The sequence below is a fragment of the Nocardia callitridis genome, assembly GCF_039543305.1.
Taxonomy (GTDB): Bacteria; Actinomycetota; Actinomycetes; order Mycobacteriales; family Mycobacteriaceae; genus Nocardia; species Nocardia callitridis.
Window position 1 is genome coordinate 90,500 of sequence record NZ_BAABJM010000005.1, and the last position, 22,019, is coordinate 112,518.

General features: G+C 67.2%; 16 protein-coding genes and 1 pseudogene. 3 read left to right on the forward strand and 14 right to left on the reverse strand.

The genetic code is table 11. The features are described 5' to 3' along the window. Position 1: 1 nt before the first annotated feature. A complete protein-coding gene (gene ilvN / locus ABEA50_RS22980) occupies positions 2-505 on the reverse strand; it encodes an acetolactate synthase small subunit (protein ID WP_345497832.1) in 504 nt (167 codons plus the stop codon). After that, positions 502-2,466, reverse strand: a complete 1,965-nt coding sequence (locus ABEA50_RS22985) for an acetolactate synthase large subunit (RefSeq protein WP_345497833.1) — start codon at positions 2,464-2,466, stop codon at positions 502-504. The genes ilvN and ABEA50_RS22985 overlap by 4 nt, the downstream gene beginning before the upstream one ends. A gap of 372 nt (positions 2,467-2,838) precedes the next feature. On the opposite strand from ABEA50_RS22985, the gene ABEA50_RS22990 reads away from it, so the two are divergent. Next, positions 2,839-3,498 carry a PH domain-containing protein gene (locus tag ABEA50_RS22990; RefSeq protein WP_345497834.1) on the forward strand — a complete coding sequence of 220 codons (660 nt, stop codon included), beginning with the start codon at positions 2,839-2,841 and terminating at the stop codon, positions 3,496-3,498. A gap of 629 nt (positions 3,499-4,127) precedes the next feature. Beyond that, positions 4,128-5,969, forward strand: a complete 1,842-nt coding sequence (gene ilvD, locus ABEA50_RS22995; protein WP_345497835.1) for a dihydroxy-acid dehydratase — start codon at positions 4,128-4,130, stop codon at positions 5,967-5,969. A 267-nt stretch (positions 5,970-6,236) separates the two neighbouring features. Here ilvD and ABEA50_RS23000 read toward each other — a convergent pair whose 3' ends face one another. Further along, positions 6,237-7,094 (reverse strand): DoxX family protein, encoded by an 858-nt coding sequence (locus ABEA50_RS23000; protein WP_345497836.1) that lies wholly within the window; start codon positions 7,092-7,094, stop codon positions 6,237-6,239. Between the two features lie 169 nt (positions 7,095-7,263). On the opposite strand from ABEA50_RS23000, the gene ABEA50_RS23005 reads away from it, so the two are divergent. Next, entirely contained in the window at positions 7,264-8,364 is a 1,101-nt protein-coding gene (locus ABEA50_RS23005) for a PQQ-dependent sugar dehydrogenase (RefSeq protein WP_345497838.1), read from the forward strand. Between the two features lie 224 nt (positions 8,365-8,588). Here ABEA50_RS23005 and ABEA50_RS31015 read toward each other — a convergent pair. The 11 genes and pseudogenes from ABEA50_RS31015 to ABEA50_RS23055 all read right to left on the reverse strand — a co-directional run. Continuing rightward, positions 8,589-8,802 (reverse strand): annotated as a pseudogene (locus ABEA50_RS31015) (fumarate hydratase); the annotation flags it as partial. Positions 8,803-8,835: 33 nt separating this feature from the next. Further along, positions 8,836-10,347, reverse strand: a complete 1,512-nt coding sequence (gene gatB, locus ABEA50_RS23010; RefSeq protein ID WP_345497839.1) for an Asp-tRNA(Asn)/Glu-tRNA(Gln) amidotransferase subunit GatB — start codon at positions 10,345-10,347, stop codon at positions 8,836-8,838. 169 nt (positions 10,348-10,516) lie between these two features. After that, a complete protein-coding gene (locus tag ABEA50_RS23015) occupies positions 10,517-11,908 on the reverse strand; it encodes an alpha/beta hydrolase family protein (protein ID WP_345497840.1) in 1,392 nt (463 codons plus the stop codon). A 263-nt stretch (positions 11,909-12,171) separates the two neighbouring features. After that, entirely contained in the window at positions 12,172-12,339 is a 168-nt protein-coding gene (locus tag ABEA50_RS23020; protein ID WP_345497841.1) for a hypothetical protein, read from the reverse strand. 36 nt (positions 12,340-12,375) lie between these two features. Further along, positions 12,376-12,819 carry a hypothetical protein gene (locus tag ABEA50_RS23025; protein WP_345497843.1) on the reverse strand — a complete coding sequence of 148 codons (444 nt, stop codon included), beginning with the start codon at positions 12,817-12,819 and terminating at the stop codon, positions 12,376-12,378. A 44-nt stretch (positions 12,820-12,863) separates the two neighbouring features. Continuing rightward, positions 12,864-13,898 carry an ATP-dependent 6-phosphofructokinase gene (locus ABEA50_RS23030; RefSeq protein ID WP_345497845.1) on the reverse strand — a complete coding sequence of 345 codons (1,035 nt, stop codon included), beginning with the start codon at positions 13,896-13,898 and terminating at the stop codon, positions 12,864-12,866. A 75-nt stretch (positions 13,899-13,973) separates the two neighbouring features. Next, the gene (locus ABEA50_RS23035; protein WP_345497847.1) at positions 13,974-14,903 is read right to left on the reverse strand and encodes a hypothetical protein; all 930 of its coding nucleotides are present in this window, start codon (positions 14,901-14,903) and stop codon (positions 13,974-13,976) included. 27 nt (positions 14,904-14,930) lie between these two features. Next, positions 14,931-17,690: a serine/threonine-protein kinase gene (locus tag ABEA50_RS23040; protein WP_345497849.1), complete on the reverse strand. Its 2,760-nt coding sequence runs from the start codon at positions 17,688-17,690 to the stop codon at positions 14,931-14,933. Positions 17,691-17,767: 77 nt separating this feature from the next. Further along, entirely contained in the window at positions 17,768-18,451 is a 684-nt protein-coding gene (locus tag ABEA50_RS23045; protein WP_345497850.1) for a response regulator transcription factor, read from the reverse strand. Continuing rightward, the gene (locus ABEA50_RS23050) at positions 18,448-19,782 is read right to left on the reverse strand and encodes a sensor histidine kinase (protein ID WP_345497852.1); all 1,335 of its coding nucleotides are present in this window, start codon (positions 19,780-19,782) and stop codon (positions 18,448-18,450) included. The genes ABEA50_RS23045 and ABEA50_RS23050 overlap by 4 nt, the downstream gene beginning before the upstream one ends. 132 nt (positions 19,783-19,914) lie before the next feature. Continuing rightward, on the reverse strand, positions 19,915-21,810 hold the full coding sequence (locus ABEA50_RS23055; protein WP_345497853.1) for a serine/threonine-protein kinase: 1,896 nt from the start codon (positions 21,808-21,810) through the stop codon (positions 19,915-19,917). Positions 21,811-22,019: the final 209 nt, after the last annotated feature.

Below are 22,019 nucleotides of genomic sequence, written 5' to 3' on the forward strand. Positions count from 1 at the left end.
CCTAGCGGGTGGCCGTGATCGATTTCGGACCGCGGCCGACGGCGACGACACCGGACTGAACGATCTCCCGGATGCCGTAGGGCTCCATCATGCGCAGCAATGCGTCGAGCTTGGACCGGGTCCCGGTCGCCTCGACGGTGAGCGAATCCGGCGACACGTCGATCACCTTGGCGCGGAACAGATTCACCGACTCGATCACCTGCGTGCGCACACTGGCGTCGGCGCGCACCTTCACCAGGATCAACTCGCGGGCCACCGAACTGTCGGCGTCTTGCTCGACGATCTTGATGACGTTCACCAGCTTGTTGAGCTGCTTGGTGACCTGCTCGAGCGGCAGGTCCTCGACGGTGACGACGATGGTCATCCGCGAGATGTCCTGGATCTCGGTCCCGCCGACCGCGAGCGATTCGATATTGAATCCGCGACGGGAGAACAAGGCGGCGACCCGCGCCAGCACGCCCGGTTTGTCCTCGACCAGGACGCTGAGGGTGTGGGTCGTGCTCATCCTTCGTCCACCTTGTTCTCGTCGGGCTTGTCGGTCGCGGTCTGCTCGGCCGGCACCGCCTGGTCGTTGGTCAGTGCCGCGTGGATGACGGCGGGCTCGGCGACCTGCTCGTCCTCGTCGAACAGCGGGCGGATGCCGCGCGCGGCCATGATCTCGTCATTGCCGGTGCCCGCGGCGACCATCGGCCACACCTGGGCATCCTTACCCACGATGAAATCGATCACCACGGGACGGTCGGTGATCGACTGCGCCTCGCGGATCGCGGCCTCGACGTCCTCTTCCCGCTCGACCCGGATGCCGTGGCAGCCGAGCGCTTCGGCGAGCTTGACGAAATCGGGGATGCGCAGCGTGTGGGTGCCGAGGTCGGTGTTGGAGTAACGCTCCTGGTAGAACAGCGTCTGCCACTGTCGGACCATGCCGAGGTTGCCGTTGTTGATCAGCGCCACCTTGATCGGCACGTTCTCGACGGCGCAGGTGGCCAGTTCCTGGTTGGTCATCTGGAAGCAGCCGTCACCGTCGACCGCCCACACCTCTTTGTCGGGGACGCCCATCTTCGCGCCCATCGCGGCAGGCACGGCGTAACCCATCGTGCCGAGACCACCGGAGTTCAACCAGGTGCGCGGGTTCTCGTACTTGATGAACTGGGCGGCCCACATCTGGTGCTGCCCGACACCGGCGCAGTACACCGCGTCGGGTCCGGCGAGTCGACCGAGTGCGTCGATGACGAATTCCGGGGAGAGCGAACCGTCACTGGGCGCGGCCCAACCCAACGGGTAGCTGGTGCGGACGCCCTCGAGATATTTCCACCATTCGGTGAGGTCCAGTGGGCCCGACGACGCGGAAGGGTCGGCCTTCAGCGTTTCGATCAGCTCGGTGATCACCTCGCGGCAGTCGCCGACGATCGGCACATGCGCGTGTCGATTCTTGCCGATCTCCGCGGGGTCGATGTCGGCGTGGATCACCTTCGCGTCGGGTGCGAAGGAGTCGAGCTGACCGGTGACCCGGTCGTCGAATCGGGCGCCGAGGGTGATCAGCAGGTCCGACTTCTGTAGTGCCGCAACCGCGCCCACCGTGCCGTGCATGCCGGGCATACCCATGTTCAGCGGGTGACTGTCGGGGAAGGCGCCGCGGGCCATCAGCGTCGTGACCACCGGGATGCCGGTGAGTTCGGCCAGCTCGCGCAGCTCGGGCGAGGCATCGGCCTTGATCACACCACCACCGACATAGAGCACCGGGGCCTTGGCCTCGGCGATCATCCTGGCGGCCTCGCGCACCTGCTTGCCGTGCGGCTTGGTGACCGGGCGGTAGCCGGGCAGGCGCAGTTCCGGCGGCCAGCTGAAGGTGGTCTGAGCTTGCAGCACGTCCTTGGGGATATCGACGAGCACCGCGCCGGGCCGACCACTCGACGACAGATAGAAGGCCTCGGCCAGGATGCGTGGGATGTCGATGGCCTCGGTGATGAGGAAGTTGTGCTTGGTGACCGGCATGGTGATGCCGGAGATGTCGGCTTCCTGGAAGGCGTCGGTGCCGATCAGGCCGCGCGCGACCTGGCCGGTGATCGCGACGATCGGGACGGAATCCATCTGGGCGTCGGCGATCGGGGTGACGAGGTTCGTCGCGCCGGGGCCCGAGGTCGCCATGCAGACGCCGACCTTGCCGGTGGCCTGCGCGTAACCGGTGGCCGCGTGGCCCGCGCCCTGCTCGTGACGCACCAGCACGTGCCGCACCCTGGTCGAATCGAACAGCGGGTCGTACACCGGGAGAACCGCACCGCCGGGAATGCCGAATACGGTGTCGACGCCGAGCTCCTCGAGCGAACGGACTACCGACTGCGCGCCGGTGACCCGCTCGGGCGGGACCTGGCGGCGGTTGGCCGCCGAGCTCGTCGATGTTGGCTGTTGATTCGCCGAAGGCGCAGGCTTGCGGGCCGATGGCCCTGGCCGTGCGGTTGGTGCACTCACCGTCTTCGTTCCTAACTGCTTGTCGTTCCGACCCCGAATTGTTCCTGACATGCGGTGTCTTGCGATCTGCCGACTGAGCCGAGATCCGAGGGATTTGGGCGATTCCTCCGGATCATGGCCCGAACAACAAAAAACCCCCGACAGCCCATGGCTGATCGAGGGTGGCGCGTCGCAACGCGAGCTGACGTATTCGACTCAGGTAGTCAGGCTCAACGCTGGACGCGCCGGCCGATTACGAGCAACTCGTTTCGATTCACGCGCACGACGTTAAGCGGACGTGAACCGATGAGTCAAACAGATGACTCAGTGCGTCCCATTATGTGGGACAGTGCGGCTGCTAGGTTCCATTCACCAGGATGCGAGGATGGTGGTGTGTCATCACCGCATCAGTCCGTGCCACCGGCTAAATCGTCCCACACTCCCGACGCGGGAGCGGATACGGGTGGCAGCTCGAAGCCCACGGTGATCCGCATCCCCCGGTTGGCGTTTCTCGGCGTGTTCATCCTGCTGATGTGCGCGTTCTTCGCGTTCGTCGGTTGGCCGATCGCCCTGTGGTGGCTGCTGTTGATCCCGGTCGGCGTGGGGGTATGGGTGCAACGAACCCAGACCACGGTCTCCGCCGAAGGGCTCGATCTGCGGACGGTGCTCGGGAAGCGGCACCTGGATTGGTCGCAGCTGAAAGGGGTGCGCATCCCGAAGCGGGGGTACGTGCGCGCCGATCTCGTCGACGGCGGCGAGGTGAAGTTGCCCGCGGTGAGCTACGACCGGGTTCGCGAATTGGCGAACGCTTCGGGCGGGCGTATCCCCGACCCGTTCGCACAGCCTTCCGCGAGCTCGACGGCCAAGGCCACCGGATCGGAGAAGGCGGACGCGACGACAGCCGACGCGAACGATTCGGCCGAAGAGGCCGGGACCGGCGCGACGACCACACCGAACAGCGCGGGCACGGCAAACGGCACGAGCGGTACCGATACGACCGCAGCGTCTGCCGTCGATGCCGAGAAAACCGACCCGCCCGCACGCGACGAATAACCGGGCGCGAACACCTAACTCGCAGTAGGTACACCGGGAGACACGACGAATCCGTGCGCGACACCGACATCCGTGACGCGCGCCCGGTGCTGGCTCCGTACCGAACGCATCCCCGGCCCTGATCGACACCGCCGATGGACCGGCATCGTCATCCACACCCGGTCGTGCCAGTGCTCTCGCCGGTGCTGGGTCCCGACCTGATCAGCTTCGAAAACGCAAGTACCGCAGCAACGATCACGTCGTGTACTCGACCGGCGACCGGCGGCGCACGTGAAAATCGGAACAAACCGGGGCGGCGCGACGTTAGGCTCGTAGTGACGCGGGCACCGCACCCGGCGAATCCGCCGAGTCCTGTGCGCGCACCCGGACGGTCCGGCACCCCGGTGATCCGTCAGCGCCATCGGTGCTCTACGCCGACCTTGGGACGGCCGAGCACGGCGCGCCACTTCCGAACCGACGATCGGCACCGCCGAGACCGACCGCCTCGAGCGAGCCCCATCGAGCAGGCGCCAACCGAGCGCGCCGACCAGCACGCGAACCCACGACCGCGCGGGAGTAGCGTGAAAGTGCCGCGAGCACGCTCGCGCAGTCGCACGATTCAGCCCCGCGACCAGACCGAGGATCATTCAATGCCACCGCTTCGTTCCAGAACCACCACCGTCGGCCGCAATGCCGCGGGTGCCCGCGCGCTCTGGCGCGCCACCGGTATGACCGACTCCGACTTCGGTAAGCCGATCGTCGCCATCGCGAACTCCTACACCCAGTTCGTTCCCGGTCACGTGCATCTGAAGAACGTCGGCGAGATCGTGGCCGACGCGGTCCGCGCCGCGGGTGGCGTACCGCGCGAGTTCCACACGATCGCCGTGGACGACGGCATCGCGATGGGTCACGGCGGCATGCTGTACTCGCTGCCTTCGCGCGAGATCATCGCCGACTCGGTCGAATACATGGTGAACGCGCACACCGCCGACGCGCTGGTGTGCATCTCCAACTGCGACAAGATCACCCCCGGCATGCTCAATGCCGCCATGCGACTGAATGTTCCGACGGTGTTCGTCTCCGGTGGGCCGATGGAGGCCGGTAAGGCCGTGGTCGTCGCCGGTGTCGCGCAGGCACCGACCGACCTGATCACCGCGATCTCGGCCAGCGCCAACAGCAGCATCTCCGACGACGGTCTGAGCGAGGTCGAGCGTTCCGCCTGCCCGACCTGCGGCTCCTGTTCGGGCATGTTCACCGCGAACTCGATGAACTGCCTCACCGAGGCGCTCGGACTCGCCCTGCCCGGCAACGGTTCCACGCTGGCCACCCACGCCGCGCGCCACGCGCTGTTCGAGCGTGCGGGCACCGTGGTCGTCGACATCGCCAACAAGTGGTACCGCGAGGACGACGCGTCGGTGCTGCCGCGCAATGTGGCCAACGCCAACGCTTTCCGCAACGCCATGGCGCTGGACGTGGCGATGGGCGGGTCCACCAACACGGTGCTGCACACCCTCGCCGCCGCACAGGAGGGCGAGATCGACTTCGATCTGCACACCATCGAGCAGACCAGTCGCCGAGTGCCGACCCTGTCGAAGGTCGCACCGAACTCCGATTACCACATGGAAGACGTGCACCGCGCCGGCGGCATCCCCGCGATCCTCGGCGAACTGCACCGCGCCGGACTGCTGGAGACCGACGTGACGACCGTCCACTCGGCCTCGGTCGACGAGTGGATCGACACCTGGGACATCCGCTCCGGCAAGGCATCCGACGAGGCGATCGAACTGTTCCACGCCGCGCCGGGCGGAGTGCGCACCACCGAGCCGTTCTCCACCGAAAACCGTTGGTCCTCCTTGGATACCGACGCCGAGGGCGGCTGCATCCGCGATATCGAACACGCCTACACCAAGGAAGGCGGCCTCGTGGTGTTGCGCGGCAATATCGCCGTCGACGGTGCCGTGCTCAAGACCGCGGGCATCGATGAGGAGCTGTTCAGCTTCCAAGGTCCCGCCGTGGTGGTCGAGTCGCAGGAGGAGGCGGTCTCGGCGATCCTCGGCAAGAAGATCAAGCCCGGTGATGTGATCGTGATCCGCTACGAGGGCCCCGCGGGCGGCCCCGGCATGCAGGAGATGTTGCACCCCACCGCGTTCCTGAAGGGTGCAGGACTCGGCAAGAAGTGCGCGCTGATCACCGACGGCCGCTTCTCCGGCGGCACCTCGGGATTGTCCATCGGACACATCTCCCCCGAAGCGGCCAGTGGCGGCGTGATCGGCCTCGTCGAAAACGGCGACCAGATCCGCATCGATGTGAGTACCCGGGCTTTGGAGCTCCTGGTGGACGACGCCGTGCTCGCCGAACGCCGCGCGAAAATGGAAGCAACGGAACGCCCATGGCAGCCGGTGAACCGAGAACGCTCGGTCACCACCGCCCTGCGCGCCTACGCGGCGCTGGCGACCTCCGCCGACAAGGGTGCTGTCCGCTACGTGCCGTAACACACGAAAAAGCGGCGCCACGAAGACATTTCGTGGCGCCGCTTTCTTGTGCGAGGGTGCGCGAACGACGAGCCGACCGAAACCCACTTCGGAACCGGACCCTTCGCCCGCTCCGACGACGCCGAGCGGAGAGAACCGCTCCTTGGTCCGACTCGGTAGCCCGATCCGCAACGCTCGATCGAGACGTGCGCGGTCCGGCGCGCTGACGGCGGATCATGCGCTGACGGCACACCATTCGCCCCGCGACAACCGCCGACCGAGCCGCCGTCAGTCGAAGGGTTTGACGCCGACCAGTGGATTGCCGCCGTGGAGGAACCAGTACGCGGCGACCGCCGCCGCGATGGCCAGGAGTAGGACCACGAAGGAGCCGATGCCGGGGCGGGTCGCCCACTTGCGGTTGCGGTCGAAGGACCAGCGGCCGGGGCCGGTGAGAATGACCACCGCGGCGATGCCCGCGAGGACCGATTCCGATTCCACGGCGCTGTCACCGGCCTTGTATTGGAAGCCCGGGATCATGCCCTGCTTCCATGCCCACGCGTCCAGGATGACCGCGAGTACGGCGCCAGCGGCCAGCGGTGTTGCCAGGCCGAGGATCAGCAGCACGCCTCCACCGACCTCACCCGCGGTGACCAGCAGCGCGGACTGCGAGGGGTGATCCCAGCCGCCGCCGGCCATCATGTCGCGGGTCCCGTCGAGCCCGGGGCCGTGAAACCAGCCCGCGAGCTTCTGCAAGCCGTGGTACAGGAATGTCGCTCCGACGATCAGGCGCAGCAGGAAGAGGCCGAAATCCAGGGTGCCTCGGCGCTCGTCGCCGTTCCTGCGGCGCAACCTGCCGGTGTCGTTCGGCGGGTTGGCGGCGGGCGGGATGCTCGCGTAGGAGTAGGAGCCCTGCCCGCCCGAGGCGGCTTGAGCTGTGGTCGGAACATCGGGGCCGATGCCGAGTTCGTCGTCGGTCCGTGGCACGTCTTTCGCCTCCAAATCCACCCGGGGGAACTGCCCCGTCGGTGCATCATAAGGGCTGCCGACGCCGCGGCCGGTGGAAACCGGGGCCAGCTCCGCCGTGGCATCCGATCCTCGCGCCTGCCACGGCGTGGGATCGGTGTTGTCGTTCGACTTCTCGGTCACGGCCCATACTTTATGTCGCCGTGTGCACGTCTGCGGCGGCAATGACGGCGGCGTGTCAATCACCGGGAATACAGGGTTGTCGCGGTAGGTCGCGACGCGTCCGGACACGCGAGACCCGCGCGAGACCCCGCAGCGGCATGCTCGACAGTATTTCCGTAACGTCTGAGCTATGAGTTTGGTTGTCGTGGGCCGTATCGCGGTGAGTTCGGCACTCGCCTGCGCGCTGCTGTCGGGCTGCGCCCGGTTCGATGATTCGGCGTCGAGCCCCTTCACACCGGAACCCACGCTGCACGGCGCCGACATCGGCCCGTCCAAGCCGAACCAAGCGCCGCCTTCCACCACCAGGCCGAGTGGGCCGTGCATCGACCCCGATCCCGCCGTCGTCGCCACCTGCCTCGATACCACCGGCGGGTTGGTCACCATCGCCGACGGCGCACTGGTCGCCGAGCGCAAGACCGGACGCATCCTCAAGGTCGCCCCCGACCAGCCGCCCACGGAGATCGCGCAGATCGACGTGGACAGTTCTGGCGACGGCGGCCTCAGTGACCTTTCGCTCTCGCCCACCTATCAGGAGGACGGGCTGCTCTACGCCTACATCACCACCGGCAGCGACAATCGTGTGGTCAGGATCGCTCAGGGCGGCGCACCGAAGGACATCGTCACCGGAATCCCGAAGGGCGCCAACGGAAACCACGGTGCGATCGACTTCAGCGGCAAGGAGATGCTGGTACTCACCGGCGACGCGGGCGACCCGACCTCGGCCGCGGCGCCGTCGTCGCTGGCGGGCAAGTTGCTGCGCGTGAAGTCGCCGAGTTCGGGTGGTTCCGACACCGAGGTCGCCGCGTCCGGCATCGGCACCGCGGGCGACGTGTGCCGCGACAGCACCGACAGCATCTGGATCACCGACCGCACCCCCGCCGAGGACCGGTTGCAGCGACTCGGCGCGGACGGCGCATTGACCACCGCGTGGACCTGGCCCGATCGCCCCGGCGTCGGCGGATGCGCGGCCGCCGCCGACGGTGTAGCGGTGTCGCTGGCCCAGGGGCAGGCGCTGGCACTGGCGGCCACCGATCCGAACACCCACGCGGTCACCGCCCCACCCGCCCTGCTCGCGCAGAACAAGTACGGTCGGCTCGGCGGCGCGTCCCTCGGCGCCGACGGCAACATCTGGGTCAGCACCGTCAACAAAACCGACGGCCAACCCGGCCCCTTCGACGACCGCGTCGTCCGCATCCCACCGACCGGCGGCGAAGGCACCGGCCCGGACTGAACGGCCACGCGAGATCACCGGGACGCACCCGCGCGCCACACACCGCACCCGCGTCTCGGTGATCTCGAAGACCCGCACCGCGGCTGCCCGATAAAACCCCACCACCCCAACAAAACCCGACCAAACACTGATGGTCGGGGGCAGCGATGTCGTCGGCGAACTCTGCGCCGACCCTGACCGGGGGAGTGTGGCAAGCCGACGGCTCTCACACCAGGGCGTCGACCAGGACGGTTCAGGTCGATCTCGACCACGTCGCCGCGAGGACCTTCTCGGTCTGCGCCGGCAGGTATTGCGCGGGTTCACGTTCGAGCGCTCGAGGAACACGCCCTCGATAGTGATCTCCGCCGGGCGCCTGCCGGTCAGCCGAACACAAGCACCGCCAATCGCCACCGGGCAACTCGCGCCGTGCCTGGACAGGCGGACCACGCGCACGTCATGGCGTGGCGCACCGACCGGCCCCTGCGATCTTGGTCAGCCTTGAACGCAGGCCTCGAGGACCAACTCTCGAACGCGAGCGGCATCCGCCTGTCCTCGCGTAGCTTTCATCACGTCGCCGACGATCTTGCCCGCGGCCTGCACCTTGCCCGAGCGGATCTTCTCGGCGATGTCAGGGTTGGCGGCCAGTGCCTTGTCCACCTCGGTGCGCAAGGCGCCGTCGTCGCTGACCATGCCGAGGCCCTTGGCCTCGACGATCGCGCCCGGTTCGCCTTCACCCGCGAGCACGAAGTCGACGACCTGCTTGGCGACCTTGTTGTTCACCGTCTTCGCCTCGACGAGGGCGATCACCTCGGCGACCTGCGCCGGGGTGATCGGCAGGTCCGCCAACTCCACCTCGGTTTCCTTGGCCTTCTCGGTGAGGTAGGCGACCCACCACGACCGCGCCTCGTTGGCGGGGGCGCCGGCGTCGGCGGTGGCGATGATGAGGTCGAGCGCGCCCGCGTTCACCAGGTCACGCATCACCTCGTCGGAGATCCCCCAGTCGGCCTGGATGCGACCACGACGCAGCCACGGGTACTCCGGCACGGTGGCACGCAGCTGCTCCACCCATTCCGGCTCGGGCGCAACGGGTTCCAGGTCGGGCTCGGGGAAGTAGCGGTAATCCTCCGCGGTCTCCTTGATGCGTCCGGCGGAGGTGCTGCCGTCGGCCTCGTGGAAATGCCTGGTCTCCTGCACGATGGTGCCACCACCGGCGAGTACCGCGGCGTGGCGGCGCATCTCGTACCGGACCGCGACCTCGACGCTCCTGAGCGAGTTCACGTTCTTCGTTTCGGTGCGGGTGCCGAATTCCGTTGCGCCGACCGGCATCAGCGAGACGTTGGCATCGCAGCGCACCGAACCCTGCTCCATCTTCACATCGGAGACGCCGAGCGATTTCACCACTTCGCGCAGCGCCGTCACGTAGGCGCGCGCCACCTCGGGTGCGCGCTCCCCCGCACCGGTGATCGGCTTGGTGACGATCTCGATCAGCGGAACACCCGCGCGGTTGTAGTCGAGCAGCGAATGGCTCGCACCGTGGATGCGTCCGGTCGCGCCGCCGACGTGCAGGGACTTGCCGGTGTCCTCCTCCATGTGGGCGCGCTCGATCTCGACACGGAAGGTGCTGCCGTCATCCAGCGGCACGTCCAGGTAGCCGTTGGTGGCGATCGGCTCGTCGTACTGGCTGATCTGGTAGTTCTTCGGCTGATCGGGGTAGAAGTAGTTCTTGCGCGCGAACCGACCCCACGGCGTGATCGCACAGTTCAGGGCGAGCCCGATGCGGATGGCACCCTCGACGCCCTGCTTGTTCACCACCGGCAACGAGCCGGGCAGGCCCAGGCACACCGGGCACACCTGGGTGTTCGGCTCGGCGCCGAACTCGGTGGGGCAACCACAGAACATCTTGGTCGCCGTGGACAGTTCGACGTGCACCTCGAGTCCGAGCACCGGCTCGAACCGGGCGAGAACATCCGAATAATCCATCAGGTCGGCCGTGGGTGCGCTCATGTCGAACAGTTTAGGCAAACGGTGGCGCCGCCCTACTTCCGCATCCGCCGGTTCACCCGGCCTGCGACGAAGACAAATATCGCCGATGCCGCAGTCGACGCGTCGGTGCTGCCCGCATGGCCGCGCGGACAGCACCGCGGCGCGCACACGGCTACGGGTCTCTATGGGTCTACTTCCGCGTCCGCTGGTCGAGCCAGTCGGTGACGTAGGTCAGTACCTCCGGCGCCACGGTGGTCTCGATCCCCGCGTACTCGCTGGGGTTACCGGTCGGCGCGGGCTGCATGAGGTGGTTGAGGCCGGGGAACACGTGCACGGTGGCGTCGGGATCGGCGGCGAGATGCTCGCGCATCGGCTGTTCGCTCTGCGCGGCGGGCACCTGCAGGTCGTGACCGCCGTAGAACGCGAACACCGGGACACGCAGCGCCGAGAGCGCGGGCGCGGGGTCGTAGTTCACCAGGGCGGCGAGGATGGGGTTGATCCCCGCGGTGAGTTGTTCATCGGAGACGCGCTGATCCTCGGGCAGTTCCGCGTTCTGTCGGCGGACGAGATCCTGCGCACCTTCGATGTCGTTACGCTTCAAGACATCCACCAGTTCGGTGGTTTGGCGCACCCTGGTATCCACTTCCTCCGGCGGGGTGCCGGTCGCGGCGCCGATCAGTCGGTTCTGTTCGATCAACACCTCCGAGCCCGGCACGGCGGGACCCGCCATCAGGACGACGAACGCGACACCACTGTCGGGCCGCGCGGCCACCAGCGGTGCCAGGTACCCACCTTCGCTGTGCCCGAACAGTCCGATCCTGGTCGGGTCGATCTCGGAGCGACCGCGCAGGAAGCCGACACCGGCGGCCGCATCACCGGACAGGTCGGTGTAATTCGACTCCTCCAGGTCTCCCCCGGTGCCACCGACGCCGCGGTCGTCGGCGCGCAGCACGGCGTAGCCCGCGCGGGTGAGGGTGTCGGCGATCAGCAGGAAAGGCTTGTGCCCCACGATCTGTTCGTCGCGGTCCTGCGGGCCGCTGCCGGTGATCAACAGGACGGCGGGGAACGGGCCCGCACCTTCGGGCGCGGTCAGGGTGCCGGCGATGGTGATATCGCCACTGCGGTAGGTGACGTCCTCGGACTTGTACGGGAACGGCGGCTTCGGTTCCTGCGGGCGCGCGGGCTCTTCGACCTTGCCGCGTGCCAAGCGCAGCGGAAACGACTGGCCGCTCTGGGTGAAATCGCCGACGATGGTCTCGGTCTCGGCGTCGAAGCGTCCGCGGAATCGTGGGTCGCCGGGGATTGCGGCGATGGCGAACTCCACCGCCTCGGGATCGGTGCGCACCTCTTTCAAGGGCGCGCCCGAAAGCCCTTGCGCCGGTATGTCGATGGTGGCGCTGCTCGCGTCGGTGAAATTCACCCCCAGCGCCAAGGGGTGGTCGGGAATCTCGATCTGCCCGTGCCATTCACCGAGAGTCGGCGCGGACTGCTCCGTGTCGGAATCCGACGATCCCGACGAGCAACCCACCACCGTCGCCGCGACCGCAAACAGGACAAACGTAACCAAACGACCGGAGCGCATGCCTACACGGTACCGTCGCACGGCCGCGCCCTGTGGATCTACGCACCACTGGATCTACGCACCGCCACCTTGCGCACTCCACCGAATCAGGCGTCGCACCAACGCAAACCGGGTGAACCGGTCACCGAGTACGAGAGACGCCCAAAGCGACGTGATCCAATCACCCGGCAGCGGCAGGTGCGGCGATTCCCGCCGGCACCTTCCTGAACCTCGCGGCGGTGCTCACTTCCACCCTCGTCGAAGTCTTCGTCGATCCCGCCGAATCAGCGGCAATCCGCGCTCTCGCAGCGCACCCATGCTCTAGAGGATTCGGCCATGAGCACTGACCGATTGCCCGCGGCAATGCGGGGTTTCTCCATGCCATCAACAACCGTGACGCCGAAGGTGCCGGGCAGATATTTCACCGACGGCATCTCCTCGCACCCGCTCATGCCGCATCCGGCGATCGATCGAAGCCCGCCTTCCGGTCACTCGCCGCGCACGTACCGCATCGACGCCGCCACCGCATCCATGTCGATGTCCAGGCTCGGGTCGCGCTCCTGCGCTTCCCGCAGTTCGAGCATCGCGTCCTCGACGGTGCTGCGCCTGGCCAGCCGCACCAATTGTTGCCGAACATAGTCACACAGCGGCGAACCCACCGCGCGTGCCCTCGCACCGAAGGTGTCGAGCACATCCGCGGTCAGTTCATAGGTCTCGACCAGCGCCGCCACCTCCCGATCCCACTCCGGCCGCAGGTCGCGCCCCTGCTCCCGGAGGAAATCGACGATCGTGTCGTCTGCCGACCGATCGCGGGCAAGCTCGGCCAAGGCCTGACTCACATACCGCTCACGCGAGAGTCCGCGGGCACGGGCCCTGCGGTCGAGCACGGCGACCTGACCATCCGACAAATCCTGAGCGAGGGACTCGACCATGGACTCAGGGTAACGCGACCGGCGCGGCGCAGCCGAGGAACAACTCAGCCGAAGAACGCCTCTGCCTCGCGGTAACGCTCTTCGGGGACTCGTTTGAGCTGCTTGGTGGCCTCGGCGAGCGGAACAAGGCCGATCGAAGTGCCGTGCAAGGCAACCATTTGACCGAAATTCCCCGCGTGTACGGCCTCGGCGGCATGCAGGCCGAAACGAGTGGCCAACACCCGGTCATACGGTGTGGGGCTGCCACCACGCTGCACGTGACCGAGGACGGTGGTGCGGACCTCTTTGCCGATTCGGCGTTCGATCTCCGCACCGAGTTGCTGTGCGACACCGGTGAACCGTTCGTGGCCGAACTCGTCGATTCCGCCCTCGCGCAGGGCGAAGCCGGAATCGGGCAGTGGGTGCGAGCCCTCGGCGACGACACAGATGAAGTGCTTGTCGCCGCGCTGGAAGCGACGCTTGATCATCGCGCACACCTCACGCACGTCGAACGGCACCTCGGGTACCAGGGTCAGGTGCGCGCCGGCGGCGATACCGGCATTGACCGCGATCCACCCGGCGTGTCTGCCCATCACCTCGATCAGCATCACCCTTTGATGCGATTCCGCGGTGGTGTGCAGTCGATCGACGGCCTCGCTGGCAATACTCAACGCGGTGTCGTGGCCGAAAGTAGCGTCGGTGCAATCGATGTCGTTGTCGATGGTCTTCGGGACACCAACCACCGGCACGCCCTCGTCGGCCAGCCAGCTCGCCGCGGTGAGCGTGCCCTCGCCACCGATCGGGATCAGCGCCTCGATGCCGTTGTCGTCCAGGGTCTGCTCGATCCGGCCGAGCCCGGCACGCAGCACGTCGGGGTTGGTGCGTGCGGTGCCGAGGATGGTGCCACCCTTGGCGAGCAATCGATCGGTACGGTCGTCGTTCTGGATCTGGATCTTGCGATCCTCCAATAGGCCGCGCCAACCGTCCTCGAACCCGACGATCGCGTCACCGTAGCGCCCGTTCGCGGTACGTACGATCGCACGAATCACGGCATTCAGCCCAGGACAGTCGCCGCCTCCGGTCAAGACTCCGATGCGCATGACCGATATCTTGCCTTGTCGCCGCGCTCGTGGGACCCCGCCCCCGTGAAGCTTGGGTTACCTCGACCCGCGCGGTCAGGCCGGGCAGGACCCGCCGGTCAACTCGCCGATGTGCTCGGCCACCACGTCCGCGAGCTTGTCCAGCATGTTCATGCCGTCGGCGAAGGTTCCCGAATCCGGTTGCGCGGCCATGGCGATCGCGATCTGCCCGGTGTCGGTGGAGACGAGGCCGAATTGCCGAACCAGGTACTGGCCCTGCGCATCGGGACCCCACCCGCCTTTGAACTCCGCGCTGGTGAAAGTGCCAAGACCCCAGCGTTGACTGGAGATGATCTTGCTCATCAGCGTGATCACCTGCTCGGATTGCGGCAAGCACGGCAGCTGCGAGGCGAAGCGGACCTGATCGGCCAGCGCCCAGTCCGACTGTCCGAACGCCGAGGCGTCCGACCTGGTCGTCGTGTCGGGAACGGTGGTGGCGGTGTCGCCCCCTTCGCGCAACACCTGCTCCACCGCCTGCGCCGCTTCCTTGCCTGTGCCGAGCGACTGCCACAGCGTGTCGGCGGCGGAATTGTCCGAGGCGGTAATCGCCGAGGACGCCGCCGAGGTGTAGCTGCCGGGGCTGTTACGCGCCGCCGCGATCACCAACGGCACCTTCATCGTCGACCAGGCGGGCCCGGTCCTCCAGTCACCGAAGGTCGCGGCACGTTGGCCGCCGACCGGCATGATCGCCATGCCGAGGCCGCCGCGCACAGTGCCCTGCAATTCGACGACGCTCGCGGCGAGCGTCCCCGGAATCGTGACCAGCAGGCTCTCGCCCGTGTCGCCACCGGTGGCACCGCCGGTCACCGAACTCGCGGCCCCCGCTTCCTCGGGGTTCGCGTCGGCACCGGATCCACACCCGCACAACAGCAGGAGGACGGCGAATGTCGTTGCGCCCATGGCTTTCAGCGGGATGACGCCGCCGCTGCTTCGACCTGCGCCACGCGCAGCCTTGCCTGTTCGCACCTCGACCCTTACACCTCGGGAAACCGATCAGTAGACGTACACGATCGCGTTATCGCCTCCGTTGCAGGTAACAACCTGCTTCTCGGTCTCGCATTTCATCGTGTAGGTGCGACCGGTCACCGGACTGGTGGCGACGACGCTTCGCGGCGCGTCACGGGAGATGCTATCTGCCGTACCGACTTCCGCGTAACGCTTGCGTACCTCTTCGGCGAATTCGCAACTGGTGACCGAACTACCCGAAGCCACGTTGACGAAGGTGCCGGTGGTTTGCCCTCCGGATTCGGGCTCGCATTCCTTGGCGCCCGCCGGCAGGGTCGGTGGCTTCGACTTCGTCGTGGTCGCACCGGTCGGCGGGGCCGAGGAGGCTGGTCCCGGTGCCGCGGGTTCCTGCGGGGCGGGTTCCTCGGTGCCAGCGCCGGCGGTATTGCTCGACGTATCCAGCGAGCCGAACATCTGCCAACCGACTACACCGGCCACCGCGATCACCACCATGGTGAGTACCGCGACCAGCACGGGCAACACCACGGAATGGGTCTTGGCCGACGAATCGTCGGTGCCGCGGCGAGGAGCCGGGCCGTCGTCCTCGTCCTGGTCGTAGGCGATCGGATCGCGGTAATCGCCCACCGGAATGAATTCGGTGGGTGCGGCGGGGTCGTCGTCCGCGTAGTCGGCATACTCGTCGTCCAGGGCCGAATATGCCTGTGGGGTCGAGTATTCGGAGTAGGCCATCGGCGTCGCGTTCGACTCGCCCTCCGGTGGTGCACCGGGGGGCGAATGATCGGCGACGAAGGCCTCGGGGCCGGTGACGTAAGGACGGTTCGACTCTTCGTCGTGCTCGTCCACCGCCGAGTACGCCCGGACGCCGGGGTATTTCCTGGTCTTCGGTTCGTCGAACTCATCGAGCACCGGGGAGCCCGAGGCCGATCCGATCTGCGAGTAACCGCCCGCACGCGAGTAGGCGCGCTCCTCGCTGCGAACCCGTTCGTCGGCCTTCGGCAGGAATTCGGTGATTCCCCCGGTGCTCTCGGGTGCCGGCGCATAATCCGCGACACCCGAGTAATCCGAGACCTGCCGATAGGCGCGCTGCTCGGCCTCGGCCTCATCCGGTGAGAACCTTTGCACCCGTGGGTATTCCGTCGGGTCCGGGTAACCGTTCACCGACGATTCGCGCACCGAGGAATCCGGCGCTCCCGCGTCGAAATCCACTTCACTGGCGGCGCTTTCGGCAGCGTCGTCCGCCGCACCGACATAATCAGCACCCTCGGCGTATGCCGCGGCGGCGGGATAATCCGAGACCTGCCGGTAGGCGCGTTGTTCCGCCTCCGCCTCGTCCGGCGAAAAGCGCTGCACCCTGGGAGGTTGTTCGGGCTCCGGGTAGCGCGCGGGGGCCGAGTAATCCGAAACCTGACGGTAAGCCCGTTGCTCGACCTCGGCTTCCTCGACGGAAAAGCGCTGCACCCCGGAGTATTCCAGCGAATCCGCCGAGCGGTGAGTTGCTTCGGCTCGATGCTCCATCACCGAATCCACGTGCCCGGAGACAGGATTCGCCGCGTCGGCGGGGTCGAAATACGCTGTCGCGTCGGAATAGTCCGACACCTCACGGTATGCCTGCTGTTCGACTTCCGCTTCCTCCGGCGAAAACCTCGAAACCTGTGGATAGTGTGCCTTGTCCTGCGCCTGCTCGAACAGGTGCGCATCCGGAAAAGGCCGCATCGTCGGCATCGCGCCGGTCGACGGGTTCGCGGGCGGTACGGGTTTCGGGATCGCCGGCTGTTCGGCCGTCGGGGGGAACTGGAAATCGGTCAACCGGACCACGGTCGGCCCCGCGGGATTGACCACCGAATTCAGCGACGTCTCCCCCGGCGTCGGCGCGGCGACCACGCCGGGTGCCGTCGTCCGCTGCGCGGGGGCGCGCACCACCAAGGTCGGCTGCGCCGGAGGCTGCGGGGTCACGGCGCCGCCGATCGCGACCCGTGCGGCCTGCGCCAATTCGGTGGCACTCGCGTACCGATCCGCCGGGTTCTTCGCCATCCCCTTGGCGATCACCTCGTCCAGCGCGGGCGCCACCCCGTCGCGCTGCACACTCGGACGCGGCGGCGGATCGGAAAGATGCGACTTGATCAGCACATTCATGCTGGCGGCGGGAAAAGGCGTTGCCCCGGTGAGCGATTCGTGCAGGACACAGGCCAGCGAGTAGATGTCCGCGCGGCCGGTCACCGTCCCGGCGTCGAAGCGTTCCGGCGCCATATAGATGTAGGAGCCGACGGCCATCCCCACCATCGTCACCGCGCTGTCGCCCTCGGTGTGCGCGATACCGAAATCGGCGAGATAGGCGTAGTCGTCCTCGGTCACCAGGATATTGCCAGGCTTCACGTCGCGGTGGATCAATCCACCCGCGTGCGCGGCATCCAACGCCGACGCGACCTGCTCGATGATGCCAACGGCGCGTGTGGGACTCAACGCGCCATCACCGCGCAAAATGCCGCGCAGATCCGTCCCGCGCACCAGCTGCATGTCGATGAACAGCGCGCCGTCGATCACCCCCCAGTCATTGATCGGGATGACATGCGAGTTGGCCAGCCGAGCGGTCGCCTGCGATTCGCGCCGGAATCGCAGTTGGTATGTCGGGTCTTTCGCGAGTTGGGCGGCCAACAGTTTGACCGCGACCAGCCGATCCCTCCCGGTGTCATAGGCCTCGTAGACCTCGCCCATGCCACCTTTGCCCAGCAGGGCACGCAATTCGTACGGCCCGAATCGCGTTCCTGTCCTCGCTCCAGGTGTGTCCACCCCGTCATCCTCCACATCCCGAGCGGTAGGTCGCACATCGGCGCCTTCTCGCAGTTGCGCGAGGCGGAACCCGCCCGTCAAACCGACGATTCTCCTGGTGTCACCACGCCGTGGTCAAACGCAAAGACGATCGCGGCGGCTCGATCGCGCAGCCCGAGCTTACCGAAGATATGTCCGACATGACTTTTCACGGTGACCTCGGAGATACCCAGCTCGCGTGCGATCTCCGTGTTCACCCGCCCCCGCCCGATCAGCTCGAGCACCTCGTACTCCCGCGCGGTGAGCTCCGACAACAGCGCGTCGTCGCGCACGGGCACCGGATTCACCATCCGGTAGGCCGACAGCACGCGGCCGGTGACCGACGGGTCGAGCCAGGCGCCGCCGTCGGCGACCGTGCGCACCGCGCGGATCAAGTCCTCGGCCGGTGAATCCTTGAGGATGAAGCCCGCGGCACCGGCCCGCAGCGCACCGGAGAGCAACTGGTCGTCGTCGAAGGTAGTCAGTACCAACACCGGCGGCGCGGCGCGGCGCGTACGCACGACGCGGGTAGCTTCGATGCCACCGACCCTGCGCATCCGCAGATCCATCAGCACGACATCGGGTGTCGCGGACGCGAGTGCGGCGGGCACCTCGTCCCCGTCGGCACATTCGCTGACGACGAAACCGTCACGGCGCCGCAGGATTCGACGCAGCCCGCCGCGCACCAGTTCCTGGTCGTCGACGACCAGGACGCTGACCTCGTTGTGCGTGGTTGCCGTCACGTGCTCTCCTCGACGATCGGATCTGGTTGCGCCGCAATGGACAGCGCGGAGGGAGCGCGGCCCGGCGCGAGCGGGATACAGACTCGAACCGACCAACCGTCGGCGTACGGACCCACCGTCATCCGTCCGCCGAGCAGCTCCGCGCGCTGGCGCATCCCCGACATTCCCATCCCGGAGCCCCGGTGCTCGGACCGGCCCTCGGGCAGCGTGCTGTCGACCGTCAACAGCGCCGCCGCAGGGTCGACGCTCAACCGCACCTCGGCGCTCGCACCGGGGGCGTGCTTGACCACATTGGCCAAGGACTCCTGCCCTATCCGGTACAGCGCGAGCCCCACTGCGGGCGAGACCGCGGTGAGGTCGTCGGTACCGGTGTAGCGCACTCGCAGTCCCGCACGGACGAAGTCGTCGATCAGGTCGGGCAGGTCGTGCACGCTCGGCTCCGGCGCGCGCGTGCCTGGCCGCGCGTCCAACATGCCGACCGTGCGCCGGATATCGGCCATCGCCTGACGTCCGAGCCGCTCGGCGTCGGTGAGGGCCTCCACCGCCTCGTCCACGGCACGGTCGGTTTCCAACGCGTGCCGCGCGCCGGTGAGGTGCAGCAGCGTGATGCTCAGCGAGTGCGCGATCACATCGTGCACCTCGCGCGCGATCCTCCTGCGTTCCTCGTCGGCGGCCTGCGCGGCCCTGATCTCCTGGTAGTCGCGCTCCTGATACAGAAAGCGACGCTGATACTGCAACATCAGCCCGGCCATCCAGCCGAAGGCCACGCCCACCGAATAGACCAGCATGCCTTCGGACAGATGCCCGATCGAGTCGAAGACCACCAGCTCGAGCATCATCGCGCTGGTGACCGGAATGCTCACCCGCTTCGGCGCGATGGCCGCGATCTCACCGGCCGTGGCGACCAGGATGAACGGCGCGAAATCCCCGGTCACCGGCTGCGCGAGAAACAACGCTTCCGCGGCCATCGCGAATACGCCGAGCATCAGCGGCCGAGGAAGCACACCGAGGAACGCGTACAACGGGCCGAACGCGTAGGTCAGGATCACCGCGAGGATCGGGAGGGCGGTCGGGAAGTAGTTGTGCCGCTGGACCGAGGCGGCGATCGCCACCGCCAGCACCGCGAGGTCGACTGCGATGATCACCGACGGCGGATAGTCGAACGGCAACTGCTCGACATTGCGGCGGATCGCGGCTACCGGGTGGCTGACGAACTCAGCGGTGCGCTCCCGCGTTCGTCGTGCCGCGCCCCACGCCCATTCGATGACGGCCCGACCCCGCCGGCGCACTCGGTCCGGCCGCATCCGATCGGGCGCAGCTCGATCGGACACAGCTCGATCAGGCACGCTGGTCACACCCATTACGCCAGGTTAGTCGCCGGTCACACCCCTGTGCATCGTCCCGAGAGCGGTGCACCGCCTCCTACCGTGGGTGGAGGCGGTGGCGCGAAGCACCGTGACGCACTACAGCGGCACGGTGGTGAACCAACTCTTGAACTCCGCGGGGGTGATCCCGATCCGGTAGCTGTCGTCCTCGTCTATCCGAGCCGAGGCGAACAGCAGGTAGCTGGCACGCGCGGGTTCGTCAGCGAAGTCCGCGACCAGGTAGGCGTCCGGGTAGCTGCTCTTGTTCTCCTGCCACCGGTAGGTGGTGTGCGAGGTGGCGCCGTTGGTTTCGGTGCCCTTGGTGTTGGTGGGCAATGCGGCGGTGGCCGCCTGCGCCTCCTGCGGCGAATTGAACCCGACGACGAGGTAGTCCGGATTGTGGCCGGCCCCGCCGAAGCAGTCCCAGGCCGTGACCCAATTCGCGAACGTCGGCACCTCGTGCACGGAGGTCAGCTTCTTGTCCGTCTTGTTCTCCGACACCGACATGAAGCACGACTTGCCGTCGAAGCCGTCGCCACTGCCGTAGCCGTAGGACAGGTCCGCGGTCTGCGGAAGCAGCCGGGGGAACGCCTTGGTCAAGGTCTCGGGGTCGGACGGGTTCTGCACCGCCTGGGTCTCGGTTCCCTGTCCACCGCTCGAGTCGTCGCCGGTCAGCTTGACGATGGCGAAGACGCCACCGGCGATGACGAGGACCGCGACGAGGATCAGCGAGACGATCAGCGCCGTATTGGAGTTGCCTCGTCGCGGCGGTGGTGCGCCGTAGCCGGGCCCGAAATTCGACGGATAGCCCGGCTGTTGCGCGAACTGTTGCTGTGCGACGTGCTGATTGGGTTGGCCGTAGCCCGTCGACGGGTACGGCTGCCCCTGGGAGAACTGTTGCGGCTGCGCGGTATTGAACTGCTGCTGCGAATACTGCTGCTGCGGTGACGAGTACTGCGAGGGGGCGAACTGCTGCTGCGGTGTGAACTGCTGCTGCGGTGCCGGCGTGAACTGCTGCTGGGCGAACCCCGAATCAGGTGCGGTCCCGTACCCGCCGCCTGACAGCTGCGCCGCACCGGTCGATTGCGCGCCACCCTGCGTCGATCCCGGCGCGATCATCGTTGGCGCCGCCTGCGACGAGTATGCCGGGGGCGGCGGGGCAGGCGCGGTGAGCGCTTGCCGTGCGGCAGCGGCGAATTCGACACAGGAGGCGAAGCGGTCGTCGGGTCGCTTGGCCATCGCCTTCGCCAACACCGGGTCCATCGCGGGCGAGAGTCCCTGGCGGCGCGCCGACACCGACGGCGGCGGCAATTGCAGATGCCCGCGAATGATGTCCGACGGCGCGGGAGCGTCGAACGGGCCGACACCGGTCAACAACCAATACAGCGAGCAGGCCAGCGAGTACTGATCGGAGCGGTGATCGAGGTGCGCGCCGGTCATCTGCTCCGGCGAGGCATAGGCCAGGGTGGCGGTGAACATGCCGGTCTGCGTCAGATGCGTGGAATCCTCACGCAGCCTGGCGATTCCGAAGTCGGTGAGGAACACGCGCTCGCCGAGTCCGCCACCGGCACGCGCGAGCATGAAGTTGGCAGGCTTCACGTCGCGGTGCAGCACACCCATGCCGTGGGCGTAGTCCAATGCCGAGGCGACCCCCTCGATGATCTGCACCGCACGCTCGGTGGGCAGGCTCAACGGCTGCACCGCCGACGCGTCCTCACCCTCCACGAATTGCAGTGAGATCCACAGCTGGTCGTCTTCGGTGCCTCGGTCGTACACCGCGACGATGCTCGGGTGGTCCAGCTGTGCCGCGAGATCGGCTTCCCGCTCGAACCGCGCGCGAACCTCGTTGTCGGTGAACAAATCCCGGTTCAACAGCTTCAACGCCGTCTGCCGAGGCAACCTCGGGTGCCGAGCCAGATACACCGATCCCATGCCACCCTGACCGAGCAACCGTTCGATGGTGAATCCGGCGAACACCGCACCGTTGTTGAGCACTACTTCCCCTTCGGCGACCCATACCGCAGCGGGATCAATCGATCCGCACGATCCAATTCTTGATTCTCGGACCCTACCCGGTGGGTTCGACCACTTCGTTTCGAATAATCCGCCGCGATCGGCGAGACTGTAGGAGAGAGACCGTCCTCGCGGCACCCGCCAACGGTGGGCGAGCGGCCCCTCGCCCCGGCCGACCGGCCGGAAAGTGT

Excerpts from the sequence above, each read along its gene's own strand:
- ilvN (WP_345497832.1), bottom strand. The coding sequence starts at position 505 with ATGAGCACGACCCACACCCTCAGCGTCCTGGTCGAGGACAAACCGGGC.
- ilvD (WP_345497835.1), top strand. The coding sequence starts at position 4,128 with ATGCCACCGCTTCGTTCCAGAACCACCACCGTCGGCCGCAATGCCGCG.
- ABEA50_RS23005 (WP_345497838.1), top strand. The coding sequence starts at position 7,264 with ATGAGTTTGGTTGTCGTGGGCCGTATCGCGGTGAGTTCGGCACTCGCC.
- gatB (WP_345497839.1), bottom strand. The coding sequence starts at position 10,347 with ATGAGCGCACCCACGGCCGACCTGATGGATTATTCGGATGTTCTCGCC.
- ABEA50_RS23015 (WP_345497840.1), bottom strand. The coding sequence starts at position 11,908 with ATGCGCTCCGGTCGTTTGGTTACGTTTGTCCTGTTTGCGGTCGCGGCG.
- ABEA50_RS23020 (WP_345497841.1), bottom strand. The coding sequence starts at position 12,339 with ATGAGCGGGTGCGAGGAGATGCCGTCGGTGAAATATCTGCCCGGCACC.
- ABEA50_RS23025 (WP_345497843.1), bottom strand. The coding sequence starts at position 12,819 with ATGGTCGAGTCCCTCGCTCAGGATTTGTCGGATGGTCAGGTCGCCGTG.
- ABEA50_RS23030 (WP_345497845.1), bottom strand. The coding sequence starts at position 13,898 with ATGCGCATCGGAGTCTTGACCGGAGGCGGCGACTGTCCTGGGCTGAAT.